An 18,323-nucleotide genomic window follows, 5' to 3' on the forward strand; every position below is an offset into this window, starting at 1 on the left:
GTCCCGGCCCACGCGGAACCCGTCCCCGCAGCCGCTTCACGCCGTACGCCGCCGAGACGATCAGCGGCGCGGCATCCCTCCGCCTCGCGACGCCCCCGCCTCGCGACGCCCCCGCCTCACGACGCCCCTCCGCCTCGCGCTGCACCGCGTCCGACGCCGCGCGCCGCTCCAGCAGCGACAACGGGACAGCCCTTAGGGAGACATCGGGATCATGACGGCACCCGCCTCAGCACTCGGCCGCGCACTGGAGGCCGCTTTCGGCCCGGACTTCGTGGTGCACCACCTCAGCACCGAGGTGGTGCTCCGGCATCTCGATCCTGAGCTGCTCCGGGAGCACTTCTCCTGGCGCGACCTGAACGAGATCCTCTCCCGGGGCCGGGTGGAGCCCGCGGAGCTGAAGCTGTGCACCGGAGGCAGATCGCTGCCCGAGCACGCGTACACGGTGACCCGCGCGGGGCACCGTGTCGTGGACCTGAGCCGGACGTTCTCCCTCATGTGGTCCGGCGCCAGCCTCGTCATCGACTCGCTGGACCGGATCCATCCGGCGGTCCGCGCCGCGACCGACGACGTCATGCGGATGGTCGGCGAGACAGCCTCCTGCAACCTCTTCGTCACCTTCGACGACGCGCAGGCCTTCGCCAGCCACTTCGACGAGGTGGACACCTTCGTCGTCCAGGTGCTCGGCACCAAGAGCTGGCAGGTGCACGGGCCGTCGGAGGAGCACCCTCTGCCCGAGTACGGGGACAGCGACCCGGCCCGCTGCCCGCAGACCGTGCTCTTCGACCGGACGCTGGAGCCGGGCGACGTGATCCATGTGCCGCGTGGGTGGTGGCACACCGTGCGCGGGGGCGGCGAGTCCAGCCTCCACCTCACCTTCGCCTTCACCCGGCGCACCGGCTACGACTGGCTGCGCTGGGTGGCGTACCGGGCCCTGGACAGTGCCGACGTGCGGGAGAGCCTGGCCCGTGCGGGCACGCCGGAGGAGCAACGCGCCCAGGCCGAGCGGCTCGTCACGGCGTTCGTGAACGAGGCGAAGGGGGCGTCGCTGCGGGACTTCTTCGACGCCGAGCGGCGCAGGAGCGGCGGGCGGGACACCGCCGGGCTGCCCTGGGACGTGCTGACGGCGCGCCCCTCCTCCGGGACGGTCGTCGAACTCACCACCGTGCAGCCCCCTTTGCTCGAAATCCGGGGTGACCGCCTGGTGCTCACCGCCGCCGACCAGGAGTTCGTCCTGCCCGCCGCCCACCGGGCCGCCTGCGAGGCACTCGTCCGGGCGCGGCGGGTCGGACTGGACGAGCTGGCCGGACGGGCGGGTGCCCCGCCGGCCGCGGTGTCCGCCCTGGTTTCGGCCTTGCTGCGGGCCCGCCTGGTCACCGTCTCGGACAGCCGGGCCGAAGCGGGCGAGGGGTGGCGGGCCTCGTGACGCACCCCTCGATCCGCCCTGGTGCAGGTGCCCTGGGACTGCCGGCGGCCGAGGTCGGCCCGGTGGTGTCCGGCGCCCTCGCGGCCGACGCGGTGATCCTGGGCCTGCCGTTCGACGCAGGGGTGACGGGTGTGCCGGGCCAGCGCCACGGCCCCGAGATCTTCCGCAAGCTGAGCCCCGGCCACGCGTGGAGCCTCGACGCGCACGGCGCGCTGGGCGGGCTGATCGACCCGACGACCGGGGGACCGGTGCTCGAAGGCCGCCGGGTGTTCGACCTGGGCGACCTCGGGGCCGTACCGATCGACCCCCGTGTGGACCGGGCCGCGTACTACCGGGCGCTCACCGGGCTCGCCGAGCGGCTCACCCGGACACGGGCCGTCCCGCTCTTCGTCGGCGGGGACCACAGCCTCACCGCCCCCGTCGTGACGGGGCTCGCCGCCGCACACGGTCCGGTGCGCCTCGTGTGCTTCGACGCCCACTGCGACTTCAGCGGCCGGCCGATGCCCGCGCTCGCCGACATCACGCACGGGGACTTCCTGGGCCATCTGCTGGGAGCCGGCGCCGTCACCGGGTGCGAGCTGTACGGCGTACGCACCCTGCTGCCGGGCTCCTGCGGACCGCTCCCGGCGTCCCTGCGCTGCACGTACGCGTACGGCTTCCCGGAGCCGGCAGACCCCGTCGCCGGGGAGCCGACGCACCTGTCGATCGACCTCGACGTCATCGACCCCACGGAGTTCCCGGCGACCGGGCACCCGGAGGCGGGCGGCTACCGCCTGCGGGAACTGCTGGCCGCCGTCGAGCACGTGTGCCGTACGCGCCGCGTGGTCGCCGTCGACCTCGTGGAGGCCCTCCAGGACGACCGCGAGAACCGGGCGACCAGCGCCACCGTCTCCGCGCTCGTCCTGAGCTGCCTCCGGGCACTGCTGGACGACCACGACCGAGGAGGGGAGCGGGACCGATGAGTACGGACACCGCGGACCGGAGCGGGACACGCCGGCTGCACGACTGGCAGACCGAACTGATCGAGCGGACGGACCGCCCCGGCACCCGGACGCACGGGAGCTCCACCACCGGCGTCAACCCCGGGGAGGACGAGGTGTCGATCCGTCAGGTGGACGGCCGGACCTGGCTCTACAAGGTCTGGGAGAGCGACCGCCGGCCCGGACGCTTCCACCTGTACGCACCCGCCACCGGTGAACTCCACCGGATCACCGCCCGGCAGGCGGCCCTGCTGCGCGCGGACGACTGGGACAGGCCCGGTCCGGGAACGGACCCGGAGGCGTCCCCGGCCGCGCCCGCCGGTGCGGCCACCGAGCCGGAGCTCGCGGAACTGGCCGCACTGGTCCGGCCGTTCGACGGACCGGGCTGGCAGTTCCCCGACCTGCCGCAGGACGCCCGCCTGGAGCAGCCCCGGGTCCGGGTGCTCATGCTGAACCCCACAGAACAGTGCAACATCCGCTGCACGTACTGCTACTACGGTGGCGCCTACCCCGGGACCCGCCCCCATCAGACCGCGTCGGCCGGGACGGACACGGTCAGGGCGGCGATCGACCTGTTCGTCACCGGCGAGGAACGGCTGGAGCCCGCGCAGCGGGCGGTCTACTTCTTCGGCGGCGAGCCGCTGCTGGCGTTCGACCGGCTCAAGGAGGCGGTGCTCGCCCTGGAGGAGCGGAAGCGGGAGGTCGGCTCGCAGCCGGAGAACCTGATCGTCCAGGTCAACTCCAACGGCATGCTCCTGACCCCGGACATCGTCGACTTCCTCGTCGAGCACGACATCTACCTCAACATCTCCGTCGACGGGCCCAACCACGACCGGTACCGGGTCGACCGGCGCGGCAGGGGCACGCACGACCGGGTGCGGGAGCGCACCGACTGGCTCGCGGACCACCGCCCCGACTACTTCGCCTCGCGCGTCGCCCTCATCTGCGTCCTGTCGGCACCGCTCGACGAGGCGGCCCTCTACCGGTACTTCAGCGAATGGCCGGCCGCCCGGCGCGCGCTGGCCTGGGACTTCGACCTGCTGCTGCCGGGCGGCGAGGAGTCGTACGCGGACTTCCGGCAGATGTTCGCCGAGCAGCGCCGGGTCTGGGACCTCTTCGTCGCCGCGCACCGGCTGCCCGGTGGCGAACGGGAGCGGTCCGGCCGCTACCGCTTCGCCTTCAGCCACGGCTTCCTGCACCGGTCCTTCCACCGGGCGCTGAACCAGCCCGCGCGGGACGGCGGTCCGCGCCTCGGCCACCTGCTGGGCGTCCAGCTCGTGCCCGGCAACGAGTACCTCGTGCTCGGTGCGGACGGGACGCTGTACTCCTCGTACGAGTACCAGTCCCCGGACTTCGCCGTCGGCCACACGGACCGCGGTGTCGACCCGCTGGCCGGGGCCGACCAGCTCGGTATGTTCCGGGACGCCGTCCAGGCCGGCTCCTGCCGCACCTGCTGGGCCGCGCCGATGTGCACGGTCACCGTGCCGGAGGCGCCCTTCCGGGCGTCGGACTCCGCCGGGACCGTGGCGGAGAAGGTGACCGCGAAACGGGCGCGCTGCATGTCGGAGCGGGAGAACCTCGGACAGGGCCTGCGCGCGCGGGCCGACATCGAGGACGCCTTCGGGCCGCAGGCCCTGCGGGACCACCGCGAGGACTGGGCGCGCCAGGCCGAAGGAGGCGGCCGCGTTGACTACTTCCACGCCTGACGACTCCGTCACCGCCACCGGGATGTGCGGCGACCGGCCCACCGTGCTCCGCGGCGCCGGCCGGGACTGGCCGGTGTACGCCCGGCTGGACGAGGCGCGGCTGCGGGAGCTCGGGGACCGCCCCGTGGTGGCCAGGGACGCCGGGAACCGGCCGGTGACCGTGCCGCTGCGGGAGGTCGTCGACGAGCTGCGGGCCGAGCGCCCGCGGGGCCTCTACCTGCGTGACCAGCTGGTCTCGGAGTTCGAACCCGGCCTGTGGAACCTGGTCCCGCGCGAGGTCCGCAGACTGAACTGGCTGCTGGCCCTGCCCGAGGACGAACGCCCCGACTGGGTGTGGCTGATGATCGGCGGCGCCGGCACCGGTTCCCCGCTCCACGTCGACACGATGGCCAGCTCCGCCTGGAACCTGCTCGGCTCGGGACGCAAGCGGTGGACCTTCCACCCGCCGCACCGCGCGGAGGAGCTGGGCCTGCTGCCTCCCGGCTGCGCCGGACCCCCGGGCGGGCGCAGCGCCGCGGCCGTCACCCTGGTCCAGGAAGCGGGGGACGTCGTGGTGACGCCCAGCGGCTGGGCCCACGAGGTGCACAACCTGACCGGCACCGTCTCCCTCACCGCCAACTTCGTCAACGGTTCCAACCTCCGCTTCGCGCAACGGTACTTCGAGGTCCAGGGGGACCGGGCCAACCACGGGCTGCTCACCTCGGTGGGGGCCGCGTTCGAGCGGCTCGACGCCGTGACCGGCGGGGGCGGCGTCCGGTGAACGGGACCCCCGCAGGGGCAAGCCTGCCGTTCGCCCTCCCCCCGGTGAGTCTGGGCACCTGGCAGCTGCGCGGCGGGGCGGCGCGCCGCGGGGTCGAGGAGGCGCTCGCCCTCGGTTACCGCTGCGTCGACACCGCCACCGGTTACGGCAACGAGCGGGAGGTGGGAGCCGGGATCCGTGCCTCGGGCATCGAGCGCGCCGACCTGCTCCTGGTCACCAAGTTCCCCGAGGAGGACGCCGGACGCGAACGGGAGACCCTGCTGCGCAGCCTGGACCTGCTCGGCGTGGACCGCCTGGACCTCTGGCTGGTGCACGGGCCGCTGGACGCGGACGGTTCGCTGGCGGTGTGGGAACGCTTCATCGAGGCACGGGAGGGCGGACTGGTCCGCGCCATCGGCGTGAGCAACTTCCGGACCGACCAGGTGGACGACCTCGCCGCCCGCTCCGGCGTGGTCCCGGCGGTCAACCAGATCGCCTTCGGGCCCCGCCGGTTCGACCCCGCCCTCGTCCGGCACCACGCCGCGCTGGGGACCGTGGTCCAGGGACACAGCCCGTTCAGCGAGAACGACCTCGGGCACCCCGTGCTGAAGTCCGTCGCCGCGCGCCTCGGCCGCAGCGTCCACCAGGTCCTGCTGGGCTGGCACCTCGCCCACGGGGTGCCGGCCGTGGCCAAGGCGGCGTCCGCCGCCCGCCTCGCCGAGAACCTCTCGGTCCGCGGGTCCGCCCTGACCGCCGCCGAGGTCGCGGCGCTCGACCGCATCGCCGACGACGCAGGGACGGGAGCACCACGGTGAGGGTCCAGCTGGAGTCCGTGCACCGCTCCTACCGGGTGCGCCGGGCGCCCGAGAACGGAGGCCGGCTCGCCCGGCTGGTCCGCAGGGTCGGCGGGGAGGTGCAGGCACTGCGGGGGATCGACCTGCGGGTGGACGAGGGAGAGGCCGTCGGCTACATCGGGCTCAACGGCGCCGGCAAGTCGACCACCATGAAGCTCGTCGCCGGGATCCTCACACCGACCGCCGGCCGCGTCACGGTCAACGGCCGCGACCCGCACGCGGACCGCCGGCGTCTCTCCGCCGAGCTGGGCTATCTCGCCGCTCAGCGTGCCAGCCTCTGGTGGGACCTGCCGGTGAAGGACTCCTACGAGCTGCTCCAGCGGGTCTACGACATCGAACCGGCCGTCTTCCGCCGCCGCCGCGACGACCTCGTCGGCCGCCTCGGCATCGGACGGCACCTCGGCACCCCGGTGCGGGAACTCTCGCTCGGCAACCGCACCCGGGCCGAACTCGTGGGCACCCTGCTCCACGCCCCGCGGCTGCTCCTGCTCGACGAACCGACCATCGGCCTCGACGTCTTCGCGCGGGAGGCCATCTGCGAGGTCCTGCGCGACCTGCGCCGGGACACCGCGCCCACCGTCCTGATGGCCAGCCACGACCTGCGCGACGTGGAGGCCGTCTGCGACCGCATCGTCATGATCGACGACGGCCGGCTGGTGTACGACGGGAAGATCGACGAGCTCCGGGCCCTCGGCGGCGGCCGCCGCACGCTGGTGATCCACCACGCGGCGGGCCACCGGCTGCCCCCGCTCCCCGGACCGGCCCGTGTCCAGGAACGGACCCGCACCGTCACCACGTACGCCTTCGCCCAGGGGGACCTGCCCGAGGGGCTCCTCGCGGCGCTCTTCGCCGACCCGCGGATCGACGACGTACAGATCGAGGCGCCCAGTCTGGAGACCCTCATCAAGGACCTCTACCTGGAGGGCCTGTGACGGACGCCCTGCGGCGCCGTTGGCAGACCCAGCGGGCCATCGCCCGCATGCAGGTCAAGCTCGCCCTCCACTACCGGACCCGGGCCTTCGCGCAGGGGATCGGCGCCCTCCTGCTGATCGGCCTCCAGGCCGCCCTGTGGAGCGCCGTGTACGCCGGTGGCGACGGCCGGGTGCGGGACGGCGGGCTGACCCTGCACCAGACGACGGTGTACGCGGCGGCCGGGACCGTCTGGGTGCTCTGCCTGCCGGGCCTCGCGCTGGCCCGGCAGCTGGAGGCGAAGATCAGGGACGGCCGGATCGTCACCGAACTCCTGCTGCCGACCGGGTTCCTTGCGCAGTGGTTCTCCGCCGCCCTCGGCCGCACCCTCGGTGTCACCGCGCTGGTCGGGGTGCCCGCGTCGCTCGCCGGCGGCGCGCTGCTGTACCCCTTCGCCCTCGACGCCGCACACGCCGGACGCCTGGTGCTGACGACGGTCATCGCCTTCGTCATCCTGTTCGACTTCAGCTACCTGATCGGTCTGTCGGCGTTCTTCGTCCGCCGGGTCGAGGGCCTCAACGAGGTCCGCGAGGCGCTCCTGCTGCTGCTCGGCGGCTCGATGATGCCGATCTCGCTGTACCCGGCCCCGCTGCGTGACGCGGCGGTCCTGACCCCCTTCGTGCACGGCTTCTACACCCCGCTCGGCACCCTGGTGCGCGATCCCTTCGTCGACGGCCGGGTCGTCGCCCTCGGCGCCTGCTGGGCGGTCCTGCTGTCCGCGGCCGCCGCGCTGTGCACCCGCGCCGCCCTGCGGAAGCTGGTGATCGCCGGTGGCTGACACCCCGGTGGGGCTGCGGAAATCGGCCGGGATCGCACTCCTCGCCACCCGGATGAACTTCCGCAGCCACCTCGTGCACCCGGGCGAGGTCCTGCTGGCGAACCTCGGAGCCCTCGTCCAGTCGGTGTCCGGAGCGGCCGTCCTCATGCTGGCGCTCTCCGCGTCGGACGGCATCCACGGCTGGACGCTCGCCGAGTGGGCCGCGCTCACCGGATTCACCACGGTGGCCCGCGCGCTGTGGAACACGGTCTTCTTCGGCACGCTCGACATCCCGGACATGGTGCGCAGCGGCGAACTCGACCACTACCTGGTCCGTCCCGCCGACCCGCTGGTGCTCATCCTGTTCTCCAAGGTCGACACCGACGTCTGGGTCGAGATCCTCGTCGGTGCGGGCATGCTCGGCGTCGCCCTCCACGTCAGCGGGGCCGAGCTGTCCCTGCCGGTGCTGCTCTTCCTGCCGCTCGCGCTCGCCGGTTCCGCGCTGGTCTTCGCGGCCATGCACCTGGCGGTCACCGCGCTGTCCTTCTGGCTGCGGCAGGACGCCATGCTGAGCATGCTGATCTGGCGTCTGGACACCTTCACGCAGCTGCCGATGAGCTTCTACCCCACCTGGCTGATGACGGTGTTCTGCACCGTCGTGCCCTTCGCCTTCGTCGGCTGGTTCCCCTGCCTCTACATCCTCGGCAGGACCGACTCGCCGTTCGTCTGGCTCCTGCCCCTCGCGGGGCCCCTGTTGTTCCTGTCCGCGGTCCTGCTCTGGCGGAGCGGGGTCGACCGCTATTCCAGCACCGGTTCATGAGGAGCCCCTGATGCAGTACCGCGACACGTTCGAGCGCGACGGATACCTCGTGGCCGACCTCTACTCGGAGGCCGAGGTGGCGCAGCTGAAGACGATGCTGTCCGGCCTCATCGACCCGCCGCGCCGCACCCACCCCCGGCTGCACGTGCACGCCGCGTCCGAGACCCCGCTGCCCCACCTCGACCCCTACAACCCGTACGCGGTGTGGAAGATCGTCAACACCCCGCTGGCCGGCGACGACTGGTACGCGCTCATCCACGACGAGCGGGTCCTGGACGTCGTGGACGCCCTGCTGGGGCCCGACATCAACTTCCACATGGGCTTCGCACGGCTGCGCCCGTCCGGCCTGCGGGCCGAGGAGGGCTGGCACCGCGACCTGGACACGGACCGGCACACCCGGCCTGAACTGGTCACCGCGCTGATCTACCTCGACGACATGGACGCGGAGTCCGGGGCCACCCTCGTACGCCCCGGGAGCCACCTCCCCCGCGCGTCCGGGGCCGAGGAGCACGAGGCGGTTCCGGTCCGGGTCCGGCCGGGGGCGGTGCTGTTCCTGCACTGCCTCACCCTGCACCGCGCCAGCAGCAACACGACGGACCGCCACCGGTCCATCCTGATCCACGAGTACAAGAGCGCGCGGACCGTGGAACTGACCCCCAACGACGCCGCGTTCGGTGATCTGCCGCTGCGCCGGGGCGGCCGGCCCGGTCCCGGACGGCGGCCCGGCGCACCGGACGACGGCACGGGCCGCCGCACCGACGGCCGGCACCGGCGGGGATGACGGTGCCTGCGGCCCGCAGCGCAGCCGAGCGCCCCGGCACGGGGCCGGGGCGCTCGGGTGGGTGCCCGGGACCTACGCGGGCTGGGGCTGGAGGAAGCGGGCCAGCAGGTCGTCCAGGCTCACCATGCCGGTGAGCCGTCCCGAGGCGTCCCGCACGACGGCGAGCGAGGCCCGCCGCCGGCGCAGCAGCTCGATGGCCTCGGCGACCGTGGCGTCGCCGGTGAGCTCGGGCACGGGGCGCGCCAGCTCACGGGCGGAGGCGGACCGGCCCTGGGCGCGCGCCACGAGGACGTCGCGCGCGTGCACCGACCCGAGGACGGTCCCGTGCCGGAGGACCAGCAGCCGGGTGCGGTCGGTGCCGGCCGCCAGGCGCAGGATCTCCTCCGCGTCCGCGTCGCCGTCGACGGAGGAGATGCCGGAAGCGGGGACCTGGAGCTCACGCACCGGGGTGTCCGGCTCGGTCAGCGAGCGCGTCAGCAGCTCGGAGTCGGTCTCGCTGATCAGGCCCAGCCGCTCGGACTCCTCCACCAGACGGGTGAGCTGCTCGCGGTTGTGGACGGAGGTCAGCTCGTCGCGCGGGGTGACCCGGCACAGCCGGACCAGGCCGTTGCTCATCCTGTTGAGGACCCAGATCAGCGGGCGCACCGCCTTCACCACGCTCCGGAAGGGCGGGGAGAGCAGCATCGCGGAGCGCTCCGGGTGCGCGATGGCCCAGGACTTGGGCGCCATCTCGCCGAGCACCATGTGCAGGAACACCACCACGATCATCGCCACGGCGAACGCGACGCCGTAACTCAGGGCGGTGGGCAGGCCCAGGTCGTGCAGCAGCGGGTCCAGCTCGTGGGAGATCGCCGGTTTGGACACCGAGCCCAGGCCCAGGGTGCACACCGTGATCCCGAGCTGGGCGCCGGCCAGCATCAGCGACAGCTCGCGCATGCCGGCCAGCGCCGCCTTGGCGCCGCGCCGGCCGTCGGCCACGGCCTTCTCCATGCGGTGGCGTCTGGCGGCGACCAGAGCGAACTCGGCCGCGACGAAGAACCCGCTGCCGATCAGCAGCAGCACGGTGACGAAGAGTGCCAACGGGAAACTCATGCCTGCTCCTCCTGCTGCCCGGCCAGCCGCTCGATGCGGATCCGCTCCGGCACGTGCCGGTCGAGGGCCCGTACGTCGATGACCGCGGACGCTCCGTGGGCCAGCGGCACCGTGAGGCGGTCGCCGATGGCCGGGAAGCGCCCGAGTCGGTCGACGATCAGGCCGGCCACCGTATCGAAGTCCTCCTCGGCGGGCAGCGCGATACCGGTGGTCTCCGCCACCTCGTCCAGACGGCGCCCGGCGTCCACGATCCAGCCGTCGCCGTCCGCCACGGCCACCTCGGTGACCGTGTCCGACTCGTCGGCGATGTCACCCACGAGCTCCTCGGCGATGTCCTCGTAGGTGACGACCCCGGCGACGCCGCCGTGCTCGTCGAGCACCACGGCGAACTCGTCGTCCCGCTCGCGCATCCGCTCCACGGCACCCGGCAGCGGCAGGGTGTCCGGCAGCAGCAGCGCCCCGCGCGCCACCGCGCCGGCGGTCGCGGTGGTGAGCCGCTCGGCGGGCAGCCCCATCAGTTCCCGCACGCCCAGCACACCCGCGACGTCGTCGGGGTGGTCGCCGAGCACCGGGTAGTTGGAGTGGCCGTGCTTGCCGATGAGGCCGATGGCCTCGGCGGCCGTGGCGTCCTTGCGGACGAAGACCGCGTCCGCGCGCGGCACCATCACCGCGTGCAGGGTCCGCTCCGAGAACTCCAGGGCGTGGTCGAGCAGCTCGGCCGTCCCGCGCGGCAGCTCGCCCTGTTCGTGGGACTCGCCGATCAGATGGCCGAGCTCTTCGAGGGTGGCACCGTGGTGCAGTTCCTCGACCGGTTCGATGCCCACCTTCCGCAGCAGCCGGTTCGCCGCTCCGTCGAAGATCCGCACCACCGGGCCGACGACCTTGAGATACGCCAGGGTCGAGCCGGCGAGCGACTTCGCCAGCCGCTCCGGGACGGCGATGGCCAGGTTCTTCGGGGCCAGCTCGCCGAGCACCATCTGCACCACGGTCGCCAGGACGAAGGCGAGGACCACCGAGATGCCGCTGACGGCGCCGTCGGGGACCCCGACGCCGGACAGCACCGGCCTCAGCAGCACGGAGACGGACGGCTCGGCAAGGAAACCGACGACCAGCCCGGTCACCGTGATGCCGAGCTGGGCGCCCGACAGCATGAACGACAGCCGCCCCAGGACCTTCAGGGCCCGGGCGGCCCTCCGGTCGCCGGCCTCGGCCTCCCGGGCCAGGGCGAGCCGGTCGGCGGAGACGTACGCGAACTCCTGGGCGACGAAATAGCCGGTGCCCGCGGTCAGGACGAAGACGGACAGCACGCCCAGCCAGGCCTGCACGGCACTCATCCGACACCACCCCGCCGTGTGCCGTGCTCAAGGAGCGAGGGGCGGGACGGGCGGGGACTGTGTCCCGAAGGGTCCGTCGATCTGGCGGACAAGCGAGAGCTCCTCATGTAGGCGTGCACACACACAACGATTCTGACCGAAACCGCGTTCCCGGCCACCGAGAGCGCCGTCCGGGGGCACCGGTGCACCGGCGCCTCCGGCCAGCGGAACGGTGACCGCCGCGGAGCGAGAGGCCGCCGGCCCCGCCCGGGGGCGTCCCGGCTCGCGGGGGCAACTCTATGCTTCTACGCGCCTGTAGAAGAAGGCCGGTCCGCGGTCCGGCCCCGGGCGCCCCCGCCGGCACGTGCGCGCGGGGACCGGTGAGGTCGCGGCACGGGCCGGGCCGGACGCCCCCGCATACGGAACGCCGGAGCCCTGGAACGCCGGGCCCCGGAACCCCCGCGCATCCGGGCACGCACGGCACCCGCATCCGGAACACCTCAGCCCCGGACACCCGCGCGCACGCAACCGGAACGCACGCGCACCCGTGCGCACGCCGGACGTCCGGCGTGCGCACGGGTGCGGTGGCGCGGTGGTGGGGGCGGTGCGAGGGGTGCGACGAGGGAGAGGCGCGGGACGCGGGCGTCCGGTGTGCCTCGTGGAGGGCGGGACCGGCGTCGCGGTCCCGTCGCGACAGGTGGGGCGGGGTGCCCGCCCGGCACCCCGCCCCTGACCCGCCCTGCGCTCCGTGTACCCCGGCGCGGCTAGTTGATGGCCTTGATCAGCTCACCGTTCGCCGTGTCGCCGCTGAGCTCCCAGAAGAAGGTGCCTCCCAGGCCCTGCTCGTTCTTGTAGTCCATCTTCGTCGAGATGGTGGCCGGGGTGTCGTAGCTCCACCAGTCGGTGCCGCAGTGGGCGTACGCGGTGCCGGCGACCGTGCCGGTGGCGGGGCAGCTGTCCTTCAGGACCTTGTAGTCCTCGATGCCCGGCTCGTACGTCCCCGGGGCCGCGCCGGTGGCGGTGCCGCCCGGCTCGGACTCCGTGACGCCGGTCCAGCCGCGGCCGTAGAAGCCGATGCCCAGCAGCAGCTTCTCCGCCGGGATGCCGAGCCCCTTGAGCTTGGAGATGGCCGCGTCGCTGTTGAAGCCCTCCGTCGGGATGCCCGGGTAGGAGGTCAGCGGGGAGTGCGGCGCCGTCGGTCCCTGCGCGGCGAACGCGCCGAAGAAGTCGTACGTCATCGGGTTGTACCAGTCGAGGTACTGCGCGGCCCCGGCGTAGTCCACCGCGTCGATCTTGCCGCCGTCGGATCCGTCCGCGGTGATCGCCGAGGTGACCAGATTGTCGGTGCCGAACTTCGACCGCAGCGCCGACAGGAGGTCGCCGTACGCGTCGCGTCCGCTCGTGTCACAGGTCAGGCCGCAGGCGTTCGGGTACTCCCAGTCGATGTCGATGCCGTCGAAGACGTCGGCCCAGCGCGGGTCCTCGACCAGGCCGTAGCAGGACTCCGCGAAGGCCTCCGGGTTCTGCGCGGCCTCGGCGAAGCCGCCGGACCAGCTCCACCCGCCGAAGGACCAGATGACCTTCAGGTCGGGGTGCAGCTTCTTCAGCTTGCGCAACTGGTTGAAGCTGCCGCGCAGTTCCTGGTCCCAGGTGTCCGCGACGCCGTCCACCGACTGCTCGGCCGTGTAGGCCTTCTCGTAGTCGGCGTAGCTGTCCCCGACGGTGCACTTGCCGCCTTGGACGTTGCCGAAGGCGTAGTTGATGTGCGTCAGCTTGTCGGCCGAGCCCGAGGTCTCGATGTTCTTGACGTGGTAATCGCGCTGGTAGGTACCCCAGTTGGTGAAGTACCCGACCACCTTGTCGCCTGCCGCGGCGGGGGCGGCGGTGTCCGCGGCGGCTGCCGGGGCGGGGGAGGTGGGGGCCGCACCGGCGGAGGACGTGCCCGCGACGCCGAGGAGGGCTGCTCCCAGTGCGACGGTGCAGGCGGTGGCGGCGAGCGCCCGGAGGCGGGCGCCGGGACGGTGAAGTCCGTTCATTGTGGCTCCTCGTGGGGGAGGGCTGGGGTGTGGGGGGTGGCTGCCTCCGTCCACCGGGACCGGCATGGATGCGGTGAGGCAGTGAGGAGACCGTAGAAGGACTAGACCAGTGGGGTCAATGGTTCGGACCAATTTCCCTGATCACGAGGTCCGTCACCCGGTGACGCCCGCGCTCCGATCGGGCATACTCGACGCGCCACAGCCGCTGGCCAGCGTGTCCCGTGATCCGGGAAGGCAGGATCGGCTGCGGAGCCGTAGATTTCCGGGCATCGCCCGGGACCGTCCGGCGGTGCCGCGCCCACCCCGCGCGACCGCCTCACGCCCGACAGGGAGGAGAGCGCCGTCATGTCCGACCGTGCCCCGCAGCCGGTGGAACGCCGTCTGCCCAGCGAGGAGTCCCGGCAGCTCGTCGAGCTCGTACGCGACATCGTGGCCAAGGAGATCGCGCCCCGGGCGGCCGAGGAGGAGGAAGCGGGCCGCTTCCCCCGCCAGGTCTTCACCCTGCTCTCCGCATCGGGCCTCCTCGGCCTGCCGTACGACTCCGCACACGGTGGCGGTGACCAGCCGTACGAGGTCTGTCTCCAGGTCCTGGAGGAGCTCGCCGCGGCCCGGCTCACCGTCGGCCTCGGCGTCAGCGTCCACTCCCTCGCCTGCCACGCGCTCGCCGGATACGGCACCGACGCCCAACGGACCGCCCACCTCCCCGGGATGCTCGCGGGCGGCCTGCTGGGCGCCTACTGCCTCTCCGAGCCGTCCTCGGGCTCCGACGCGGCCTCCCTCCGCACGAAGGCCGTGCGGGACGGCGAGGACTGGGTGCTCACCGGGACGAAGGCATGGATCACGCACGGCGGGATCGCCGACTTCTACACCGTCCTGGCCCGCACCGGGGAGGACGGCCCCCGGGGCATCACGGCCTTCCTGGTCCCCGGCGACGCCGACGGGCTCGACGCGGCCCTGCCCGAGAAGAAGATGGGCATGAAGGGCTCACCCACCGCCCAGCTGCACTTCGACGGCGTACGGATCTCCGGCGACCGCAGGATCGGGGAGGAGGGCCAGGGTTTCGCCATCGCCCTGTCCGCCCTCGACTCGGGGCGCCTGGGCATCGCCGCCTGCGCCGTCGGCGTCGCCCAGGCGGCCCTGGACGAGGCGGTCCGGTACGCCACCGACCGGCGGCAGTTCGGCCGCCCCGTCGCGGACTTCCAGGGACTGCGGTTCATGCTCGCCGACATGGCCACCCAGATCGAGGCCGGCCGGGCGCTCTACCTGGAGGCGGCACGGCTTCGCGACGCGGGCCTGCCGTTCTCCCGCCAGGCGGCCATGGCGAAGCTCTTCTGCACCGACGCGGCCATGCGCGTCACCACCGACGCGGTCCAGGTGCTGGGGGGTTACGGCTACACCCTCGACTTCCCGGTCGAGCGGCTGATGCGCGAGGCGAAGGTGCTGCAGATCGTCGAGGGCACCAACCAGATCCAGCGCATGGTCATCGCCCGTCACCTCGCGGGTCCCGAAACGCGCTGAACCGCAGGGGCCGGTCCGACCAGACCGGTGTCGTCATGATCCGGTTCCACTCCTGGTCGTGACGGCCCGGCAGGGTCAGGCCAGCACTCTCCCAACGGCGCAGCATGGCCCGGTAGATGGGCGGATCGGTACTGTGCGCCCCCGGGGGCCGTACGGGCTCCTGGGGCTGCGGCGCGGACCGGGGGACCGATGCTCCGGGCGGTGGTGCGGCGAGACGGCGGCGGGCGGGTCCGGCCGATGAATGCAGCGTGGTCATACCGGGCCAACGCCGCGACCCGGCCCGGGGTCACTGTCCGGCCGATTCGCGCGCCCGTTCCTCGGGTGCCGCGGTCACCGGCCGTCCGGTGGGGCCGGCGCCACCGCACCGGCCTGACCGTCGGGATGCGCGCACCGTGCCCGCGGGCCGTCCTCGGGCCGTCCGCGCCGACCGGGCGCGCCCCGGGTGTGCGTGGGGGCGTCAGGCGGCCTGACGCTGCGCCTGCGGCAGGTACCGCAGAGGACGCGAACCGGGACCCCCGGCGTGCGAGAAGGGCTGCATCCGCCAGTCCAGTCCCTGGGGGAGCGTCAGCAGCAGGGCCGCCTCCTGCTCCTGGACCCCGGGCGCCTCGTCCGCGGGGCGGGCCCGGGAGGCGTCACTGTTCGTGCCGGGGCAGACGGTGAGGACGAACGGATTCCACGGCGTGGCGCACAGCGCGTGCTGGGGAAGCACGTCCTCGTCCTCCAGCAGGGCGATCGCCCGGGAGCAGTCCGGGCAGATCACCCGGTACATCCCGACCGTGTCGTACGCGTCGAGGACGGTGTCCTCGTCCGGAGCGGTGAACGCGGTGGTGACCGCGTCGGTATCGGGCTGCGGTTCGGTACGTCGGGTGAGCTTCAGGCTCTGCATGGGTCTTTCCCCCCTCGGGTGGGCCGGCGTGGCGCCTTGGCCTCGGCCACAGCAAGCACTTCCCGTGGGAGGCCGGCCGTAATCGCGGGTCCGTCGGCTACCCCTCCGTAAACATGTGGCATTGGTCACATGCCCCTCGAACGCGGCCCTCCCGGGCCTCCGCGACTGTGCCTGGAGGGACCCGGGGCCATAGGTTGATCCGCATGGAGGAGCTGGACCGTCAGATCGTGGAGTTGCTCGTCAAGGACGGGCGGATGAGCTACACCGACCTGGGCAGGGCCACGGGCCTGTCCACCTCGGCCGTTCATCAGCGCGTCCGCCGGCTGGAGCAGCGCGGGGTGATCCGGGGCTACGCCGCCGTCGTCGACCCCGAGGCCGTCGGCCTGCCCCTCACCGCGTTCATCTCGGTGAAACCCTTCGACCCGAGCGCACCCGACGACATCGCCGAACGGCTGGCCGGCGTGCCGGAGCTGGAGGCGTGCCACAGCGTCGCCGGCGACGAGAACTACATCCTCAAGGTCCGGGTCTCCAGCCCCCTGGAGCTCGAACACCTGCTGACCCGGATCAGGACGCTGGCCGGGGTGTCCACCCGGACGACCGTCGTCCTCTCCACCCCCTACGAGGCGCGGCCGCCGCGCGTCTGAGGCGCCTGGGCCGCCGGTCGCGCGGGGGGCGGCGCCGGGGCCGGTCCCGGCAGGCGCGAGACTGGTCCCATGACCGAGAGCACCGCCCCCCAGAGCGAACACCGCACCGTGCTGCTGCGCGGTGGAGACGTCCACAGCCCCGCCGATCCGTTCGCCACCGCCATGGTCGTCGAACGCGGCCACGTCGCCTGGGTGGGGTCCGAGGGGGCGGCCGACGCCTTCGCCGGCGGTGTCGACGAGGTGATCGACCTGGAGGGGGCCCTGGTCACCCCGGCCTTCACCGACTCCCACGTGCACACCACGTCGACCGGACTCGCCCTCACCGGTCTGGACCTCTCCGGTGCGCGCACCCTCACGGAGGCCCTCGCCCTCGTACGCGCGTCCGCGTCCGGCCGGACGGACGGCGGGGTGATCCTCGGGCACGGATGGGACGCGGCCCGCTGGCCCGAGCAGCGGCCCCCGTCGCGTGCCGAGCTGGACGAGGCGGCCGGCGGCCGGGCCCTCTACCTGCCCCGGGTGGACGTCCACTCGGCCGTCGTGACCACGGCGCTGCTGGATCTGGTCCCGGGCGTCACCGGGCTGGCCGGCTACCACCCCGACGGCCCCCTGACCGGCGACGCCCACCACGCCGTGCGTGCGGCGGCCCACGGCGCCGTCACCCCCGCGCAGCGCGCCCGGGCCCAGCGCGCCGCCCTCGCGCACGCCGCCTCCTTGGGGATCGGCACCCTGCACGAGTGCGCGGGCCCCGAGATCTCGGACGAGGACGACTTCACCGGGCTCCTGGCGCTCGCCGCCGAGCAGCCCGGTCCGCGGGTCTTCGGCTACTGGGCCGAGCACGTCGAGGACGCGGAGGGAGCCCGCCGGATCCGCGAGCTCGGCGCGGTGGGTGCCGCCGGCGACCTCTTCGTGGACGGTTCGCTGGGCTCGCACACCGCCCACCTGCACGAGCCGTACGCCGACGCCCCGCACACCGGCACCGGCCTCCTGGACGCGGCGGCGATCGCGGTGCACGTGAAGGCCTGCACCGAGGCCGGTCTTCAGGCCGGCTTCCACGCGATCGGCGACGCGGCGGTCTCCGCCGTGGTGGCCGGGGTGCGGGCCGCCTCCGAGACTCTGGGCCTGGCCCGGATCAGGGCCGCCAGGCACCGGGTGGAACATGCCGAGATGCTCACCCCGGAGACCGTCGCCGCCTTCGCCGAGCTGGGGCTCACCGCCTCCGTCCAGCCGGCCTTCGACGCGGCCTGGGGCGGCCCGGACGGCATGTACGCCCGGCGGCTCGGCCCCGAGCGCGCCGCGACCCTCAACCCGTACGCCGCCCTGCTGCGCGCCGGCGTGCCCCTCGCCTTCGGCTCGGACAGCCCCGTCACCCCGCTGGACCCCTGGGGCACCGTGCGGGCCGCCGCCCACCACCGCACCCCCGGGCACCGGGTCTCCGTACGCGCCGGTTTCACCGCGCACACCCGGGGCGGCTGGCGGGCCGTCGGCCGCGACGACGGGGGTGTGCTCGTGCCGGGCGCCCCGGCCGACTACGCCGTCTGGCGCACCGGTGACCTGCTGGTCCAGGCCCCCGACGACCGGGTGGCGCGCTGGTCGACCGATCCCCGCTCCGGCACCCCGGGCCTGCCGGATCTCACCCCGGGGGCTGAACTCCCGGTCTGCCTGCGCACGGTCGTGTTCGGACACACGGTCTACGTACGGCCGAACGAGTGACGTCTCGATGTTCCGTTCCGCCGATCGATGGCGCGGGGTCCGCGCCGCGAGCGGCGAATCCTCGGCGCTGACCAGGCGCTTTCCGAAGAAACAGC

General features: G+C 73.4%; 16 protein-coding genes. 12 read left to right on the forward strand and 4 right to left on the reverse strand.

Annotation, left to right across the window (positions count from 1 at the left end; genetic code table 11):
* Positions 1-211 precede the first annotated feature (211 nt).
* The 9 genes from ABZ172_RS20185 to ABZ172_RS20225 are packed head-to-tail and all read left to right on the forward strand — an operon-like array spanning position 212 to position 9,029.
* Positions 212-1,423, forward strand: coding sequence for a cupin domain-containing protein (locus tag ABZ172_RS20185; RefSeq protein WP_356885102.1), 1,212 nt, complete (start codon positions 212-214; stop codon positions 1,421-1,423).
* The gene (locus ABZ172_RS20190; protein WP_356885103.1) at positions 1,420-2,385 is read left to right on the forward strand and encodes an arginase family protein; all 966 of its coding nucleotides are present in this window, start codon (positions 1,420-1,422) and stop codon (positions 2,383-2,385) included. The genes ABZ172_RS20185 and ABZ172_RS20190 overlap by 4 nt, the downstream gene beginning before the upstream one ends.
* Complete coding sequence (locus ABZ172_RS20195) at positions 2,382-4,109, forward strand: radical SAM protein (RefSeq protein WP_356885104.1); 1,728 nt, start codon at positions 2,382-2,384, stop codon at positions 4,107-4,109. The genes ABZ172_RS20190 and ABZ172_RS20195 overlap by 4 nt, the downstream gene beginning before the upstream one ends.
* A complete protein-coding gene (locus ABZ172_RS20200) occupies positions 4,090-4,869 on the forward strand; it encodes a cupin-like domain-containing protein (RefSeq protein ID WP_356885105.1) in 780 nt (259 codons plus the stop codon). The genes ABZ172_RS20195 and ABZ172_RS20200 overlap by 20 nt, the downstream gene beginning before the upstream one ends.
* Before the next feature lie 44 nt (positions 4,870-4,913).
* The gene (locus tag ABZ172_RS20205; protein ID WP_356885106.1) at positions 4,914-5,663 is read left to right on the forward strand and encodes an aldo/keto reductase; all 750 of its coding nucleotides are present in this window, start codon (positions 4,914-4,916) and stop codon (positions 5,661-5,663) included.
* Positions 5,660-6,634: an ATP-binding cassette domain-containing protein gene (locus tag ABZ172_RS20210; RefSeq protein ID WP_356885107.1), complete on the forward strand. Its 975-nt coding sequence runs from the start codon at positions 5,660-5,662 to the stop codon at positions 6,632-6,634. Before ABZ172_RS20205 ends, ABZ172_RS20210 begins: the two co-directional genes overlap by 4 nt.
* Positions 6,631-7,449, forward strand: coding sequence for an ABC-2 family transporter protein (locus ABZ172_RS20215; RefSeq protein ID WP_356885108.1), 819 nt, complete (start codon positions 6,631-6,633; stop codon positions 7,447-7,449). The genes ABZ172_RS20210 and ABZ172_RS20215 overlap by 4 nt, the downstream gene beginning before the upstream one ends.
* Positions 7,442-8,248, forward strand: a complete 807-nt coding sequence (locus tag ABZ172_RS20220) for an ABC-2 family transporter protein (protein ID WP_356885109.1) — start codon at positions 7,442-7,444, stop codon at positions 8,246-8,248. Before ABZ172_RS20215 ends, ABZ172_RS20220 begins: the two co-directional genes overlap by 8 nt.
* A 10-nt stretch (positions 8,249-8,258) precedes the next feature.
* Positions 8,259-9,029 (forward strand): phytanoyl-CoA dioxygenase family protein, encoded by a 771-nt coding sequence (locus ABZ172_RS20225; RefSeq protein ID WP_356885110.1) that lies wholly within the window; start codon positions 8,259-8,261, stop codon positions 9,027-9,029.
* Between the two features lie 72 nt (positions 9,030-9,101).
* Here the strand turns inward: ABZ172_RS20225 and ABZ172_RS20230 are convergent, their stop codons facing one another.
* The 3 genes from ABZ172_RS20230 to ABZ172_RS20240 form a co-directional block, all read right to left on the reverse strand.
* Complete coding sequence (locus ABZ172_RS20230) at positions 9,102-10,121, reverse strand: hemolysin family protein (RefSeq protein ID WP_356885111.1); 1,020 nt, start codon at positions 10,119-10,121, stop codon at positions 9,102-9,104.
* Positions 10,118-11,455, reverse strand: coding sequence for a hemolysin family protein (locus ABZ172_RS20235; RefSeq protein WP_356885112.1), 1,338 nt, complete (start codon positions 11,453-11,455; stop codon positions 10,118-10,120). Before ABZ172_RS20235 ends, ABZ172_RS20230 begins: the two co-directional genes overlap by 4 nt.
* Positions 11,456-12,198: 743 nt before the next feature.
* Positions 12,199-13,470: a glycoside hydrolase family 18 protein gene (locus ABZ172_RS20240; RefSeq protein ID WP_356885113.1), complete on the reverse strand. Its 1,272-nt coding sequence runs from the start codon at positions 13,468-13,470 to the stop codon at positions 12,199-12,201.
* 345 nt (positions 13,471-13,815) lie between these two features.
* Between ABZ172_RS20240 and ABZ172_RS20245 the strand changes: the two genes are divergently transcribed.
* Positions 13,816-14,988: an acyl-CoA dehydrogenase family protein gene (locus tag ABZ172_RS20245; protein WP_356885114.1), complete on the forward strand. Its 1,173-nt coding sequence runs from the start codon at positions 13,816-13,818 to the stop codon at positions 14,986-14,988.
* Positions 14,989-15,445: 457 nt separating this feature from the next.
* Here ABZ172_RS20245 and ABZ172_RS20250 read toward each other — a convergent pair whose 3' ends face one another.
* Positions 15,446-15,874: a hypothetical protein gene (locus ABZ172_RS20250; RefSeq protein ID WP_356885115.1), complete on the reverse strand. Its 429-nt coding sequence runs from the start codon at positions 15,872-15,874 to the stop codon at positions 15,446-15,448.
* A 203-nt stretch (positions 15,875-16,077) separates the two neighbouring features.
* Between ABZ172_RS20250 and ABZ172_RS20255 the strand changes: the two genes are divergently transcribed.
* Together ABZ172_RS20255 and ABZ172_RS20260 are read left to right on the forward strand one after the other, a co-directional pair.
* Positions 16,078-16,518, forward strand: coding sequence for an Lrp/AsnC family transcriptional regulator (locus tag ABZ172_RS20255; protein WP_356885116.1), 441 nt, complete (start codon positions 16,078-16,080; stop codon positions 16,516-16,518).
* A gap of 69 nt (positions 16,519-16,587) precedes the next feature.
* Entirely contained in the window at positions 16,588-18,228 is a 1,641-nt protein-coding gene (locus ABZ172_RS20260) for an amidohydrolase (protein ID WP_356885117.1), read from the forward strand.
* Positions 18,229-18,323: the final 95 nt, after the last annotated feature.

The sequence above is a fragment of the Streptomyces sp. NPDC006296 genome (genome assembly GCF_040613235.1).
In the GTDB taxonomy this organism is placed as follows: domain Bacteria; phylum Actinomycetota; class Actinomycetes; order Streptomycetales; family Streptomycetaceae; genus Streptomyces.

Coding starts and splice junctions, on each gene's coding strand:
- ABZ172_RS20185 (WP_356885102.1), top strand. CDS start 212: ATGACGGCACCCGCCTCAGCACTCGGCCGCGCACTGGAGGCCGCTTTC.
- ABZ172_RS20195 (WP_356885104.1), top strand. CDS start 2,382: ATGAGTACGGACACCGCGGACCGGAGCGGGACACGCCGGCTGCACGAC.
- ABZ172_RS20225 (WP_356885110.1), top strand. CDS start 8,259: ATGCAGTACCGCGACACGTTCGAGCGCGACGGATACCTCGTGGCCGAC.
- ABZ172_RS20230 (WP_356885111.1), bottom strand. CDS start 10,121: ATGAGTTTCCCGTTGGCACTCTTCGTCACCGTGCTGCTGCTGATCGGC.
- ABZ172_RS20235 (WP_356885112.1), bottom strand. CDS start 11,455: ATGAGTGCCGTGCAGGCCTGGCTGGGCGTGCTGTCCGTCTTCGTCCTG.
- ABZ172_RS20240 (WP_356885113.1), bottom strand. CDS start 13,470: ATGAACGGACTTCACCGTCCCGGCGCCCGCCTCCGGGCGCTCGCCGCC.
- ABZ172_RS20245 (WP_356885114.1), top strand. CDS start 13,816: ATGTCCGACCGTGCCCCGCAGCCGGTGGAACGCCGTCTGCCCAGCGAG.
- ABZ172_RS20250 (WP_356885115.1), bottom strand. CDS start 15,874: ATGCAGAGCCTGAAGCTCACCCGACGTACCGAACCGCAGCCCGATACC.
- ABZ172_RS20255 (WP_356885116.1), top strand. CDS start 16,078: ATGGAGGAGCTGGACCGTCAGATCGTGGAGTTGCTCGTCAAGGACGGG.
- ABZ172_RS20260 (WP_356885117.1), top strand. CDS start 16,588: ATGACCGAGAGCACCGCCCCCCAGAGCGAACACCGCACCGTGCTGCTG.